The 13,480-nt window shown below is 72.6% G+C and carries 13 protein-coding genes and 1 pseudogene; 8 read left to right on the top strand and 6 right to left on the bottom strand.

Translation table 11 applies throughout. From position 1 onward, the window contains the following. The first annotated feature begins 154 nt into the window (after positions 1–154). From K7G59_RS12760 to K7G59_RS12745, 4 genes are all read left to right on the top strand, one after another. On the top strand, positions 155–826 hold the full coding sequence (locus K7G59_RS12760; RefSeq protein ID WP_225833570.1) for a hemerythrin domain-containing protein: 672 nt from the start codon (positions 155–157) through the stop codon (positions 824–826). 472 nt (positions 827–1,298) lie between these two features. Continuing rightward, complete coding sequence (gene dhaK, locus K7G59_RS12755; RefSeq protein ID WP_225833568.1) at positions 1,299–2,291, top strand: dihydroxyacetone kinase subunit DhaK; 993 nt, start codon at positions 1,299–1,301, stop codon at positions 2,289–2,291. Between the two features lie 57 nt (positions 2,292–2,348). Then, positions 2,349–2,948, top strand: coding sequence for a dihydroxyacetone kinase subunit DhaL (dhaL, locus tag K7G59_RS12750; protein WP_225833566.1), 600 nt, complete (start codon positions 2,349–2,351; stop codon positions 2,946–2,948). A gap of 2 nt (positions 2,949–2,950) precedes the next feature. After that, entirely contained in the window at positions 2,951–3,361 is a 411-nt protein-coding gene (locus K7G59_RS12745) for a PTS-dependent dihydroxyacetone kinase phosphotransferase subunit DhaM (protein ID WP_225833564.1), read from the top strand. Between the two features lie 108 nt (positions 3,362–3,469). On the opposite strand, the gene K7G59_RS12740 is transcribed toward K7G59_RS12745, so the two are convergent. Continuing rightward, positions 3,470–4,168, bottom strand: coding sequence for a glycoside hydrolase family 75 protein (locus K7G59_RS12740; RefSeq protein WP_225833562.1), 699 nt, complete (start codon positions 4,166–4,168; stop codon positions 3,470–3,472). 380 nt (positions 4,169–4,548) lie between these two features. Here K7G59_RS12740 and K7G59_RS12735 point away from each other — a divergent pair, with 380 nt between their 5' ends. Both K7G59_RS12735 and K7G59_RS12730 read left to right on the top strand, forming a co-directional pair. Next, positions 4,549–5,526: a fibronectin type III domain-containing protein gene (locus tag K7G59_RS12735; RefSeq protein WP_225833560.1), complete on the top strand. Its 978-nt coding sequence runs from the start codon at positions 4,549–4,551 to the stop codon at positions 5,524–5,526. A 201-nt stretch (positions 5,527–5,727) separates the two neighbouring features. Then, the gene (locus K7G59_RS12730; protein ID WP_225833558.1) at positions 5,728–6,267 is read left to right on the top strand and encodes a hypothetical protein; all 540 of its coding nucleotides are present in this window, start codon (positions 5,728–5,730) and stop codon (positions 6,265–6,267) included. Positions 6,268–6,291: 24 nt separating this feature from the next. Here K7G59_RS12730 and K7G59_RS12725 read toward each other — a convergent pair whose 3' ends face one another. From K7G59_RS12725 to K7G59_RS12710, 4 genes are all read right to left on the bottom strand, one after another. Next, positions 6,292–6,834, bottom strand: a complete 543-nt coding sequence (locus K7G59_RS12725) for a PadR family transcriptional regulator (RefSeq protein ID WP_225833556.1) — start codon at positions 6,832–6,834, stop codon at positions 6,292–6,294. Between the two features lie 31 nt (positions 6,835–6,865). Then, positions 6,866–8,881 carry an NADPH-dependent 2,4-dienoyl-CoA reductase gene (locus K7G59_RS12720; protein WP_225833554.1) on the bottom strand — a complete coding sequence of 672 codons (2,016 nt, stop codon included), beginning with the start codon at positions 8,879–8,881 and terminating at the stop codon, positions 6,866–6,868. Positions 8,882–9,114: 233 nt separating this feature from the next. Beyond that, positions 9,115–9,489 (bottom strand): hypothetical protein, encoded by a 375-nt coding sequence (locus K7G59_RS12715; protein WP_225833552.1) that lies wholly within the window; start codon positions 9,487–9,489, stop codon positions 9,115–9,117. Positions 9,490–9,601: 112 nt separating this feature from the next. Next, positions 9,602–10,483 (bottom strand): hypothetical protein, encoded by an 882-nt coding sequence (locus K7G59_RS12710; RefSeq protein WP_225833801.1) that lies wholly within the window; start codon positions 10,481–10,483, stop codon positions 9,602–9,604. Between the two features lie 320 nt (positions 10,484–10,803). On the opposite strand from K7G59_RS12710, the gene K7G59_RS12705 reads away from it, so the two are divergent. Beyond that, positions 10,804–12,882: a SpoIIE family protein phosphatase gene (locus tag K7G59_RS12705; protein WP_225833550.1), complete on the top strand. Its 2,079-nt coding sequence runs from the start codon at positions 10,804–10,806 to the stop codon at positions 12,880–12,882. 18 nt (positions 12,883–12,900) lie between these two features. Here K7G59_RS12705 and K7G59_RS12700 read toward each other — a convergent pair whose 3' ends face one another. Next, positions 12,901–13,098: a hypothetical protein gene (locus K7G59_RS12700; RefSeq protein ID WP_308295024.1), complete on the bottom strand. Its 198-nt coding sequence runs from the start codon at positions 13,096–13,098 to the stop codon at positions 12,901–12,903. A gap of 87 nt (positions 13,099–13,185) precedes the next feature. On the opposite strand from K7G59_RS12700, the pseudogene K7G59_RS35305 reads away from it, so the two are divergent. Next, positions 13,186–13,385, top strand: a pseudogene (locus tag K7G59_RS35305) (MarR family transcriptional regulator); the annotation flags it as partial. Positions 13,386–13,480: the final 95 nt, after the last annotated feature.

Genomic DNA, 13,480 nt, shown 5'->3' with positions numbered 1-13,480 from the left:
TAAACCCTGCCGGTCCGGTGGCCGGCTGCTGTGTCGCCGTATGTGTGCCGGTGCACACCAGGCGATCGGCAAGGCCCGGAAAGCAGCCCGGGAGTGCGTACGGGTGGTCCGGGCGGGGTACCCGTGACCGCTGAGTCCGGAGTGAGGAGGGATCATGGGCACCCTGACCAAGTCGGCCGCACTGAAGACGGCGCGGGCCAAGCCGCTGCTCACCGGAAAGGCGATGGCCGTCGGCGTCGCGACGACCACTCCCGCCTGGTCCCGGCGGATGGCACGCGCTCTGGGCGGCGAGAACGTCGTCGACCTGCTCACCCGCCAGCACCGGCAGATCAAGCTGGGCTTCCTGCGTGCCGCACTGCCCGGCCCGTGGCGCCGCCGGAACTTCGACCGGCTGATGCGCCTGCTCGCCGTGCACGAGGCCGCCGAAGAGGCGCACGTCCACCCCGTCGCGCGCCGCGCACTCCGCCATGGCCGGGAACTGGCCGCCCGTCGGCGCGGCGAGGAGAAGGAGGCCAAGCAGTTGCTGGTCGCTCTGTGGCGGACCGGCCCGGACGGCGCCGGGTATCTGCGGCGCCTGAACGAGGCCCGGCGCGCGGTCACCCAGCACGCCGCACGTGAGGAACGCGAGGAGTTCAAGGCACTGCGCAAGGCGATCAGCCCCTCCCGGCTGCGCATGCTGGGCACCGAGGTCAAAGTCACGCAGGTCTACGCGCCCACCCGGCCGCACCGCTGGGTCAACAACGAGGCCGCGAACAAGCTGGCCGCACCGGTGCTCGGCCCCGTCGACCGGGCGCTCGACGCCGTACGCCATCGCAGGGCCTCCTGAAGGACCGCCGCCTTCGCCGGGGCAGAAGACTGCGCGGTCGGTCAGGTCCGTCCGGCCAGAGGCGGCCAGGGCCGCGCAGCATCCGGAGAACGCGGCGGGGACACCGGAGCGGGCGTGCTCACCGGCAGCTGCCGCCGGTCACCGCGGGGACGGCCACGGAGAACGCGGCCCGCGCAGGTGCTCTGCACGCCACGCGTGCACCGTCCATGCGCTCTGTCCTGTGCGCCACGACAGGTGACCTTCGCGGGCGCAGGGTCGATACTGCCGGTAGAGAAGGCAGTTCGACCGAGTGATCAGCGATCACCATGACCTGACACGTTGTCACCGACGTCGGCTTCGAGTCAGCGACAGACCCGCCACCACCCGCCTGCGACCCCCAGCGAACCGCCGAGACCACATATCGCCCTCAGCCCGGTGACCTGCGAAGACGCAGGTCACCGGGCTCAAGTGCCAAGCTCCCGAGGAGACACCCATGAGGATGCTGATCAACGTCCCGGAGACCGTGGTGGCGGATGCGCTGCGGGGGATGGCAGCCGCGTATCCGGACCTGACCGTGGACGTGGAGAACCGGGTGATCGTACGCCGGGACGCTCCCGTGGCCGGGCAGGTCGCGCTCGTATCGGGCGGAGGGTCGGGACACGAGCCCCTGCACGGTGGGTTCGTCGGGCCGGGCATGCTGTCGGCGGCCTGCCCGGGAGAGGTGTTCACCTCTCCGGTGCCGGACCAGATGGCACGGGCGGCGGCGGCCGTGGACAGCGGGGCCGGGGTGCTGTTCGTCGTGAAGAACTACACGGGTGACGTCCTGAACTTCGACATGGCGGCCGAACTTGCCGAGGACGAGGGCATCCAGGTCGCCAAGGTGCTGGTGGACGACGACGTGGCCGTCACCGACAGTCTCTACACGGCGGGCCGGCGCGGCACCGGCGCGACGCTCTTCGTGGAGAAGATCGCGGGCGCCGCAGCGGCCGAGGGGCAGCCGCTGGAGCGGGTCGAGTCGATCGGTCGGCAGGTGAACGCCGGCTCCCGGAGTTTCGGTGTCGCGCTGAGCGCCTGTACGACACCGGCCAAGGGCAGCCCGACCTTCGATCTGCCCGAGGGCGAACTGGAGTTGGGGATCGGCATCCACGGCGAGCCGGGCCGGGAGCGGCGGGCGATGATGACCTCGGGGGAGATCGCCGACTTCGCGGTCCACGCGATCCTGGACGACCTGGCCCCGCGAAACCCCGTGCTCGTCCTGGTCAACGGCATGGGCGCCACCCCGCTGCTGGAGCTGTACGGGTTCAACGCCGAGGTGCAGCGGGTGCTGCGCGAGCGCGGTGTCGCCGTGGCCCGCACGCTCGTCGGGAACTACGTCACCTCCCTCGACATGGCCGGAGTCTCGGTCACCCTGTGCCAGGTGGACGAGGAACTGCTGCGGCTGTGGGACGCCCCGGTGAGGACCCCGGCACTGCGCTGGGGGATGTGAAACGGCCGTCGCACGGCGGGCGAAGCGATCAACATCCCTGACACGTAAGGAGATCACGTGCTCGACGCCGATTTCTTCCGCCGCTGGATGACGGCCACCGCCGCGTCCGTCGACCGCGAGGCGGAACGGCTCACCGCCCTCGACTCGCCCATCGGGGACGCCGACCACGGCACCAATCTGCAGCGGGGGTTCACCGCCGTGCGCACCGCCCTGGAGAAGGAGGAGCCGCAGACTCCGGGTGCCGTTCTGACGCTGGCCGGGCACAGGCTGATCTCGACGGTGGGCGGCGCGGCCGGGCCGCTGTACGGCACCCTGCTGCGCCGGACCGGCAAGGCGCTCGGCGACGCCGCCGAGGTCGGCGAGGAGCAACTGGCCGAGGCGCTGCGTGCCGGGGTCGACGGGGTGATGAGGCTCGGTGGCGCGGCACCCGGCGACAAGACCATGATCGACGCTCTGGTGCCGGCGGTGGACGCGCTCGGCGACGGCTTCGCCGCCGCGCGCGCCGCCGCGGAGGAGGGGGCGGTGGGCACCATCGCGCTCCGGGCCCGCAAGGGCCGGGCCAGCTATCTCGGTGAGCGCAGCATCGGCCACCAGGATCCGGGCGCGACGTCGTCGGCACTGCTGATCGCCGCGCTGGCCGAGGCGGCGGAGGGCTGACCGTGAGCGACATGAAGCTGGTCGGGATCGTGCTGGTGTCGCACAGCGCGGACGTCGCCGCGTCCGTCGCCGAACTGGCCAAGGGCCTGGCGGGCGGGGCCACGGCGGTGCCGGTCGCGGCGGCGGGCGGTGCGGAGGGCGGCAGGCTCGGCACCAGCGCCGAGCTGATCTCCGCGGCGGCGGCCTCGGTCGACCGGGGTGCCGGGGTCGCGGTGCTCGCCGACCTCGGCAGCGCGGTCCTCACCGTGAAGGCGCTGCTCACCGAGGGCGGCGAAGTCCCCGCCGGTACACGGCTGGTGGACGCCCCGTTCGTCGAGGGAGCGGTGGCCGCGGTGGTCACGGCGGCGGCGGGCGCCGACCTGGACGCGGTGGTGGCGGCGGCCTCGGAGGCGTACGCCTACCGGAAGGTCTGACACGCCGTTCGGTGAACCGCCCGGCACACCGTTCAGCACACCGTTCGCCACGTCGTCCGACGCACTGTCCGGGACAGCGGCCTGAGAGGCAACCGGGGGTGCGGCCGGTCAGTGGTTCGCCACGAAGAGCCGGGCCAGGCGCTCCCCCGTCGCCACCGCCGCCCGGCGGTCCTCGATGGGAGCGACGCGGGAGTTCTTGAAGGCGATGTAGGTGACGCCGGAGTCCGCCCCGCCGGCGCGGGGGTCGGCCCGCATGCCGAGCCCCTGGGCAGCAGCGTAGGAGGCCTCGCCGATGGTGTCGCGCGGGCCGGTGTCACCGACGACCGCGTACTGCACCCGGCCCCGGTAGACGACGGCGGCGACGGAGCCGCCGCGCACGCCCGCCGCGCGGTGGTTCCAGATGCCGCTCGGCGCCGGTACCACGATGTAGGGAAGCGTCTCGGCGTTCAGCCGGCGGCCGTCGGACTGCTGGTAGGCGGTGGAGGCGAAGAAGTGCGGGTCGGTGCGCCGGTTGCAGCGCGCGGTGGGCCGGCCGTCGCAGTCGATGTCGAGGTCGGCCTTCCAGAAGACGGCGTCGCGGGTGCCGCAGACCGGGACGGTCGCGGGGCGGCCGGCGTCGGTGCGGTAGCGGCCGTGGGAGACCTGGGTGCACGCGTCGAGCCGGGCCAGCAGGTCGGCAGCTGCGACAGCGCCCGCGCTGCGGGCCACGGTTCTTGCCGGGGACGCAACGGCGGTGGCCGGGGCCGGCGCCGCCGGGGCGAGCAGGGCGGCGCCGGCCGCGGCCAGCGCCGGCGCATGGACACGCACGATGAGGACCCTCTCCTCGGGGGGACGGAGCGGACATCGTGCCCAATGTGATGCGGCTCTGCGCGCAGGTCCACCCGGGACGGGGCCGGATGGAGCAGTGTTTCGCCGTGAGCCTGACGCGTCGTGAAGCGGAGCCGGGGAACCGGGCCGGTGTCGCCCAGGCCCCCGGCCGCCCGCGTCGGCGCGGGTTCGGCGACGACAGCGTGTCCGCGCCGGAGACATGAACACCCCTGATCCGTCAGGAAGTTCAGCTACAGCGACCCTCAGCATACGTAACGGCCCGGCGTGGTCACCAACCGCACCCCTCTTGCTGCGGCCGACCCGGCCGGGCATATTGGTCCGGACCTATTCCGTGCCACCGTTCCCCGGGAGGCAGGCAGGTGCGACGCGTTCCCCTTCCGTCGGTGCTGGTCTGTGCGGCCCTGCTGGCGGCGGCCTGCGGCTGCAGCCGGGGGGCCGACGGCGACGACGGCCGCGCACCCGGTGCCCCGAGCGGTGTCACCGCCGCGGCCGGCAGCGCCCGCAGCGTGCACGTGATGTGGAACGCGGTGCCGGACACACGAGGCATCCGCTCCTACGAGGTCTATCGCGGCACCACAAAGGTGGGGGAAGTACCGGGCTCTCAGCACATGGTGGACGTCACCAGGCTCAGGCCGTCCACCCTCTATGTCTTCACCGTGCGGGCCCGGGACACCGACGGGCGTCTCGGGCCGTCCAGCCCGGCGGTGCGGGCACGGACGCCCGCCGTGACCGCCGCGGACCACTCGGCCCCGACCCGCCCGCGGCGTCCGGCCGGACGGGTCGTGGGCAACCGGGCCGCCGAGCTGTCCTGGGCAGCCTCCCGGGACGACCGGGCGGTGGTGTCGTACGACGTCTACCAGGGCGGGGTGAAGATCCACAGCGTCGGCGGGGACCAGACGGCGACGGTGGTCACCGGGTTGCGCCCCGGCACCCGGTACGTGTTCACCGTGCGGGCCCGGGACGCGGCCGACAACCTCTCCCCGGCGAGCGCCCCGGTCCGGATCGGTACACCGGGCACCGATGACGGCCGGGACACCGACACCGCGCCCGGTGGCTTCACCGCCTCGACCCACGGGACCGGCGGGGCCTACTACATCGACCTGGCCTGGGATCCGCCGCGCACGGACGGCGTGATCACGGAGTACCAGATCCAGCTCGACGGCAGGACGGCCACCTCGCTGGTGTGGGGCGGCACACCGCCGCGCGGCCGGGCGACGTACAGCTTCTACGCCGGCCGGGACCCCGGGGCCGAGCACCGGGTACGGCTGCGGGCGCGGCTGCCCGACGGCACCTGGGGCGGGTTCTCGCCGGAGCGGACGGTGACCACGGGCGGCTGACCCGCCGCCCACCCGCACACCGGCGGTACGCCGGCGGCGTGCCGGTCTGCGCCGGACGAAGGAATCCGTCACCTGGCCGGATGCCGTCCACGTGCGGGCCCTCCCGAGTCCGCGTTGGCTTCGGTTGAGGCAGCACGGACGCTTCCCGACCCTCGGCGGCGCATGGGACGTACCGCCACCCGTGCCGCCGGAGGCCAGCCAATGCGCACTAGACGACTCCTTCTCGGCTCCGGCCTGACCCTGGCGGCTGCCGCCGCGCTCCCGGCCGGGCTCGCCGGGCCGTCCGCGGCAGCCTCGGGCATCTCCGTGAGCACCACCGGCTCCATGGTCTCGGTGGTCACCAGCGCGTGCACCCAGATCAACGGCAGCTGGGGCACGGCCGCTCTGCTGACCAGCCGTCAGCAGAACTTCTCGCAGGGCCGGCAGGTGGCCCTGTCCGGCACGACCATCAGCCAGTCGGCGGCCTGGTCGGGGGTGAACCCGGGGACGTACACCGTCGTGGTGGTCTGCTCCAGCGGCAGCACGGCGGGTACGCAGTCGGTCATCGTCTCCTCCGCCACGGGTCCCACCATCTCGTCGACGTCGACGCCGGCCCCCTCCCGGGGTGTGATGGGCGGCCTGGGCGGCGCCGCCCGCGACTACGGCACGCTCACCCTCGGCGTGGGCGCGGCCCTGGTCGGCACAGGTGTCATCGCCACGGGCTGGTACCTGCGCCGCCGCTCGAAGCCGTACCGCCTCTGAAGCTGTCAGCGGCCTCGGCAGGCTTCAGGCTTCAGGGAGTCGTGCCAGCTCCTCCACCGCCTGGGTGAGCCACTGCGTCCAGAAGGTCTCCAGATCGATGCCCGCCCGCAGCACCAGATGGCGCAGCCGGTCCTGCGGGGCGTCCCGGTCGGGCGGGAAGTCGCGCTTCTCGATCTCTTGGTACTCGTCCAACTGCCGCCGGTGCAGCTCCAGGTGGCGGCGCAGGTCGTCCTCCAGGCCCGCCGTGCCGACCACGGCGGCGGCACGCAGCCGCAGCAGGAGCACGTCCCGGAGCGGTTTGGGGTCCTGCCCGGCGGCGGTCCAGCGGGCCAGTTCGGCGCGGCCCGCGGGCAGGACCTCGTAGCTCTTCTTCTGCCCGCGGGCCGGCTGCTCGGCCGGCAGTGTGCGGATGTAGCCCTCGGCCTCGAGTTTCCCCAGCTCGCGATAGATCTGCTGGTGCGTCGCGGACCAGAAGTAACCGATCGACTTGTCGAACCGGCGGGTCAGCTCCAGCCCTGACGAGGGCTTTTCCAGCAGGGCCGTGAGGATCGCGTGCGGGAGTGACATGGGCTCATCCTAGGGAGGCGGGGTACGGCCCCTACAGCGCCGCGGCCAGTTCCGTCCCCTGCTTGATGGCCCGCTTGGCGTCCAGTTCGGCCGCGACGTCGGCGCCGCCGATCAGGTGCGCGCTGCGCCCGGCGGCGACCAGCTCGTCGTACAGGTCGCGGCGCGGCTCCTGGCCGGTGCACAGCACGATGGTGTCGACGTCCAGGACCGTGCTCTCGTCGCCGACGGTGATGTGCAGACCGGCGTCGTCGATCCGGTCGTAGCGCACGCCCGGGACCATCGTGACGCCGCGGTGCTTCAGCTCGGCGCGGTGGATCCAGCCGGTGGTCTTGCCGAGGCCGGCGCCGACCTTGCTGGTCTTGCGCTGGAGCAGGTGGACGGTGCGCGGCGGGGCGGGCCGTCGGGGTGCGGCGAGGCCGCCCGGCGCCGAGTAGTCCGTGTCGACGCCCCAGTGCCGGAAGTACGTCTCGGGGTCCTCGTGCGCCTTGTCGCCGCCGTCCGTGAGGAACTCGGCGACGTCGAAGCCGATGCCGCCGGCGCCGAGGACGGCGACGCGGTCGCCGACGGGGGCGCCGCCCTGCAGCACGTCGAGGTAGCCGAGGACGCGGGGGTGGTCGACGCCGGGGATGTCCGGGGTGCGCGGGGTGACGCCGGTGGCGACGACGACCTCGTCGAAACCGTCCAGGTCGGCCGCGCCCACCCAGGTGCCGAGGCGTACGTCCACGCCGTGCGCGTCGAGCTGGTGGCGGAAGTAGCGCAGCGTCTCGTCGAACTCCTGCTTGCCGGGGGCCTTGCGGGCGACGTTGAGCTGGCCGCCGATCTCGCTCGCGGCGTCGAAGAGGGTGACCTGGTGGCCGCGCTCGGCGGCGCTGACGGCGCAGGCCAGTCCGGCCGGACCGGCGCCCACGACCGCGACGTTCTTGCGCCGCCGGGTCGCAGAGAGCACCAGCTCGGTCTCGTGGCAGGCACGCGGGTTGACCAGGCAGGAGGTGATCTGGAGGCTGAACGTGTGGTCCAGGCAGGCCTGGTTGCAGCCGATGCAGGTGTTGATGGCCTCGGGCGTCCCGGCAGCGGCCTTGGCGACGAAATCGGGGTCGGCGAGCATCGGGCGGGCCATGGAGACCATGTCGGCGTAGCCGCCGGCCAGCAGTTCCTCGGCCAGTTCCGGAGTGTTGATGCGGTTGGTGGTCACCAGCGGCACGGACACCTCGCCCATGAGCTTCTTGGTGACCCAGGCGTAGGCGCCGCGCGGCACGGAGGTGGCGATGGTGGGGATGCGGGCCTCGTGCCAGCCGATGCCGGTGTTGATGATGGTCGCTCCCGCGGCCTCGACCGCCTTGGCGAGGGTGACGACCTCCTCCAGGGAGGAGCCGCCCGGCACCAGGTCCAGCATGGACAGCCGGTAGATGATGATGAAGTCGGCGCCGACGGCCTCGCGCACACGCTTGACGATCTCGACCGGGAAGCGCATCCGGTTCTCGTAGGAGCCGCCCCAGCGGTCCGCTCGGTGGTTGGTCTGCGCGGCGATGAACTCGTTGATCAGGTAGCCCTCGGAGCCCATGATCTCGACACCGTCGTAGCCGGCCTGCCGGGCGAGGCGCGCGGCACGGGCGTAGTCGTCGATGGTCCGCTCGATGTCGGCATCGGTCATCTCGCGCGGCACGTGGGGGCTGATCGGGGCCTGCAGGGCGCTCGGCGCGACGAGGTCCTGGTGGTAGGCGTACCGGCCGAAGTGCAGGATCTGCATCGCGATCCGGCCGCCCTCGCGGTGTACGGCCTCGGTGACGACCCTGTGCTGCCCGGCCTCGGTCTCGGTGGTGAGCTTGGCGCCGCCCTCCCAGGGCCGGCCCTCGTCGTTGGGTGCGATGCCGCCGGTGACGATGAGGCCCACTCCCCCGCGCGCGCGGGCGGCGTAGAACGCCGCCATGCGCTCGAAGCCGCGCTCGGCCTCCTCCAGGCCCACGTGCATGGAGCCCATGAGCACACGGTTGGGCAGTGTGGTGAAGCCCAGGTCGAGCGGGGTCATCAGGTGCGGGTATCGGCTCATCGGGCCCTCCGTACGCGGTGTCGTCGCCTCTTGTTGTAGAGGAACCGCGAGCCTCTATGCAACTAGTTGCATAAACGCATGGAGGTGACTCGGGCCACTTCGGTCACCGACCGGAGTGGCCGCCGTGAGGTGACGGCTCCCGGTGAGGACACGGGGATGACGGCACGAGGTGACGGCACACCAGCGCCCCGGCCGGTCAGGAACCGGCCGGGGCGCTGTCGCAGTGAGCCCTGTCAGCGGCTTTCCAGGCGCAGGTGGAGGTCCCGCTCCTGATCGCCGGAGGCCGTGCACGTCTCGTGGACGGTGAAGATGGAGTCCAGCGTGTGACGGAAGCGGTCCACGGCCCAGTAGCCGCCCTGGACGTCCGCCAGGACGGAATGGTCGAGGTGGACGGGCGGGAAGCCCTGCCCGTGGGACTCCGCCACGTCGTACGTGCCGAGCCACACCATCGGGCGGGTCTCGTGGAGCTGCTGCGGCACCTCGTCCGGCCCGCGGTCGGACGCGAAACACCTGCCGAGCACGTCGAAGACGGTGCGGGCGTCCTCCTTGGAGCATCCGCTGATCTCCACCGAGACGGTTTCCGGGTGCGACCGCTCCGTGTTCGTCATTGCCCGCTCCTTTCGTGAGCCCGCCGCGGCGGCACGGACCCGACGCCCCACCGCGTCCATCCCAGCAAAGCACCACCGGTCGGTGAGCACTACCGCTGCGTACCCGGTCGGGTCAGCCGCGGGAGAACCTGTAGGTCATGCTGTCGGTGAGCACGCAGAACCCGGGCGACACGACAACCGCGCGCAGGACGCCGGTACGACGGTCGTAGTCGATGCCCTCCACCTCGAAGGTGCCCGAACAGGAGCTGCGCAGCGGCATCTGGCGCAGGGCCGTGACATGTCCGACGACGTCCGCGGAGCCGTCCGGGGCGGCCGACAGATCGATCTGGAGCAGCGGCTTGGTGAGACCGAAGAGGCTTCCGTCCGGGTCGTCGGAGGAGCACAGCAGGGTCGTCGGGCCGGAGAAGTCGCAGCCCTGGACGTCGCGCACCGGACGGTCCAGGTGGACGGTGGAGGCCTGCGGGAGGTCCACCGAGGGTGAGGTGGCCGGGTTGAGCCCGGGGGTCGGGAAGACCAGCAGGCGGCTCATGGTTCCCCACTCGCCCGACAGCATCCACTGGCCGTCCGGGGAGATCGCGACCCAGGAGTTGTTCAGGGCCTCGCCGGCACCGAGCGTGTGGACGTACTCGGACCAGGCGCCGTCCGGTGCCTGCACCCGGAACATCTTCGAGTTGCCGGAGTCCCTCTGGTAGGGCTCGATGTAGTAGCCGTTGGACGAGGCGTCGGGGTCACCGACGTGATTCCAGCCGCGCAGGGAGACGCTGAGGGGGATGGTGCCGATGCCGGTGTAGCGGTTGGGGCTGCCCGCCGGGACCTCCACCGAGGTCAGACCCTGGCTCTCGGTCAGCGGGTCGGCGCGGTCGGAGCCGGTCTCCGTCCAGGTGTCGGCGGCGGAGGCCGGCGCCGTCGCGGCGAGCGACACGACGACGGCGGTGGCGAGGGTGAGGAGCCCCGTCAGGACGGTGCGACAACGATGTCTGGCGGTTGCGGGCACGGGTGCGGGCATGGCCGACTCCTGGATGGGGGGCGGGGCACTCGGTCGGCGGACAGTCTGGCCCGGCCCGATGGTCATGTACAGACCAATGCAGGATCCATGTGAGTCCGAACTGTCACGGCCCGGGGTCCCGGGCTGTACGGTCTGGGCAGGAGACCGCCGCACCGCGCGCCCCGGCGCGGTGTCTTCGGCTGCCCGCCTGCCACGTGTTGCGAGATGGTGGAGAAAGGCGACGGAGAGTCGGGTGTGAGCGCGGTAGAACCAGGGGAGTCGGCACGGGGGACGGCGTGCCGTGCGGACGGGCGAAGGCGGTGCATGGCATGAGTGCAGCCGGGGCTCCGGCGGCCGAGGGCGGCGGGCCCGCGAGCGGCCCGATGCGGCCGGGCGGCCTGCTCGACGTGCTGCGCGTCGCCTCGGTGGTCCTCGATGCCAACGGCCGGATCGTGCTGTGGAGCCCGCAGGCGGAGGAACTGTTCGGCTACACCGCGCAGGAGGCGCTCGGACAGTACGCCGCCCGGCTGATGGTGCACGAACGGCACCTGGAGCTGGTCGGCAAGCTCTTCGCCGATGTGATGCGCACCGGGCAGAGCTGGGCGGGCGGCTTCCCCATCAGACACAAGGACGGCAGCACCCGTGTGGTCGAGTTCCGCAACATGCGGCTGCTGGACGACCGCGGCGACGTGTACGCGCTGGGGCTCGCCGCCGACCAGTCGACCGTACGGCGGCTGGAGCAGGACGTGGCACTGTCCGAGCGGATGGTGAAGCAGTCACCGATCGGACTCGCCGTCCTGGACACCCGGCTGCGTTTCGTGTCCGTGAACCCGGCCCTGGAGAAGATCAACGGTCTTCCCGCCGTCGAGCACGTGGGGCGCAGGCTGCGCGAGGTGGTGCCGCGGCTGGACGCGGACGCCCTGGAGGCTGCGGCCCGGCGGGTCCTGGAGACCGGTGTGCCGCTGATCGACGACCCGCTCATCGGCCGCACCCCCGCCGACCCCGACGAGGACCATGTGTGGTCGCTGTCGCTGTACCGGCTGGACGACGCCATGAACAACGTGCTGGGGGTGGCGGTCTCGGTGGTGGACATCACCGAGCAGCACCGGGCCTCCGTGGAGGCGGAGACCGCACGGCGCCGCCTCGCGGTCATCGCCGACGCCTCCGCCCGGATCGGTACGACGCTGGAGCTGGAGCGCACCGCACGCGAGCTGGCCGAGGTCGCCGTGCCGGAGCTGGCCGACGTGGCGGCCGTGGATCTGCTGGACGCGGTGGTGGAGGGCCGGCGCACCCGGCTCGGCCCGTCGGAGTCCGCGGTGATCCGCGCCCTGGCGGTGCGCGCGGACGACGGCACGGACGCGGTACGGGCCACCGACCCGCCCGGCCAGATCGCCCGGTACGGTCCCGACCGGCTGGTCACCGAGTGCGTACGCACGGGTGAGTCGGTGCTGGTGCCCCGGGTGAAGGACGAGGACCTGCCGCGCATCGCCAGCTCCGCCGAGGGGGCCGTACTGCTGGGCCGGGCGGGCCTGCACTCCTACGTGGCGGTGCCGCTGATCGCGCGCGGCGAGGTGCTGGGCGCCCTGGACCTCAAGCGCACCCGCAATCCGGCGCCGTTCGACGAGGACGACGTGCTGCTGGCCCGGGAGCTGGCCGCGCGCGCGGCCGTGCAGATCGACAACGCGCGCTGGTACCAGAACGCCCGCAACACCGCGCTCACCCTCCAGCGCAGCCTGCTGCCCAGCCACCCGCCGGTGACGACCGGCCTGGAGGTCGCCTCGCGCTACCAGCCGGCGGGCGCCACCACCGAGGTCGGCGGCGACTGGTTCGACGTCATTCCGCTGGAGGGCGGCAAGACGGCACTCGTGGTGGGCGACGTGATGGGCAGCGGTATCAGCGCGGCGGCGACGATGGGCCGACTGCGCACCGCGACCACCACGCTGGCCGCCCTCGGCCTCGACCCGGCGCGGCTGCTGGAGCACCTGGACAAGACCACCTCCGCCCTGGACCACTCCATCGCGACCTGTGTCTACGCCGTCCACGACCCGCATCTGCGGCAGTGCCGGATCGCCAACGCCGGCCACCTGCCGCCCGCCCGGGTCCGCCCCGGCCGGCCTCCGGAACTGCTCGACCTGCCCACCGGGGTGCCGCTGGGTGTCGGCGGGGTCGAGTTCTCCACCATCACCGTCGACTTCGAACCCGGCGACGAACTGGTCTTCTACACCGACGGGTTGGTGGAGACCCGGCGCCACTCCCTGGACGAGCGCCTGGACTTCATGCTGTCCCTGCTGGACGACCCCGCCCGCCCCCTGGAGGAGTCCTGCGACCTGCTCCTGCGGACTCTGCACCACCCCGACAACCACGACGACGTGGCCCTGCTCATCGCCCGGGCGCAGGAACTGCCGTGAGCCGCTGAGCCTGTCGGGTCACTCGCGCAGGCCGATCACCACATGCGTGTACGCCTCTTCCGGCACCGCCGGACGGGTCCTCATCAGGTCGGCGTCGGTGAACGCCTGCACGGCGGCACGCGCCTGGTGTTCGCCGGTCCCGGTCAGCAGGCAGCCGCCGGGCGCCGGCCGCTCGGGGGCCCGGCGGCCACCCGGCGCAGCACGTGCCGTCCGCACCGCCGTCGAGGGCGGTCAGCGGCTCGTGGTCCCCGGCCTCCCAGCAAGTTGTACTTGACAACTGGAAAGCGCGGAGGAGGTGTTCCCGTGAGCGCAGCGGAGTCGGCCGTCGAGACGATCCAGCACGAGAGGACGATCTTCGCCCACCGGGCGCACACCTCGGCCGGCGCATGCACACGTCCACGGTGAGCCGCCAGATGGCCGCGCTGGAGCGGGCGGGGCTGATCGGGCGCCGCCCGGACCCGGACAACCGCCGCGTCCACGTGTCGCATCTGACGGGGGCGGGAGGAGGACCTGGTGCGGTTCGCCGCCTGCCTGGGGCGGTGCGACACCGGGGCGGGCCGGCCGCCGTCCGGCTGACGCGCATCCTGGCTGGAACTCG

Source organism: Streptomyces sp. NK08204 (assembly GCF_020400585.1).
Lineage (GTDB): Bacteria > Actinomycetota > Actinomycetes > Streptomycetales > Streptomycetaceae > Streptomyces.
This window is presented reverse-complemented; position numbering and strand designations above follow the sequence as displayed.

Excerpts from the sequence above, each read along its gene's own strand:
- K7G59_RS12760 (WP_225833570.1), top strand. The coding sequence starts at position 155 with ATGGGCACCCTGACCAAGTCGGCCGCACTGAAGACGGCGCGGGCCAAG.
- dhaK (WP_225833568.1), top strand. The coding sequence starts at position 1,299 with ATGAGGATGCTGATCAACGTCCCGGAGACCGTGGTGGCGGATGCGCTG.
- K7G59_RS12730 (WP_225833558.1), top strand. The coding sequence starts at position 5,728 with ATGCGCACTAGACGACTCCTTCTCGGCTCCGGCCTGACCCTGGCGGCT.
- K7G59_RS12725 (WP_225833556.1), bottom strand. The coding sequence starts at position 6,834 with ATGTCACTCCCGCACGCGATCCTCACGGCCCTGCTGGAAAAGCCCTCG.
- K7G59_RS12720 (WP_225833554.1), bottom strand. The coding sequence starts at position 8,881 with ATGAGCCGATACCCGCACCTGATGACCCCGCTCGACCTGGGCTTCACC.
- K7G59_RS12715 (WP_225833552.1), bottom strand. The coding sequence starts at position 9,489 with ATGACGAACACGGAGCGGTCGCACCCGGAAACCGTCTCGGTGGAGATC.
- K7G59_RS12705 (WP_225833550.1), top strand. The coding sequence starts at position 10,804 with ATGAGTGCAGCCGGGGCTCCGGCGGCCGAGGGCGGCGGGCCCGCGAGC.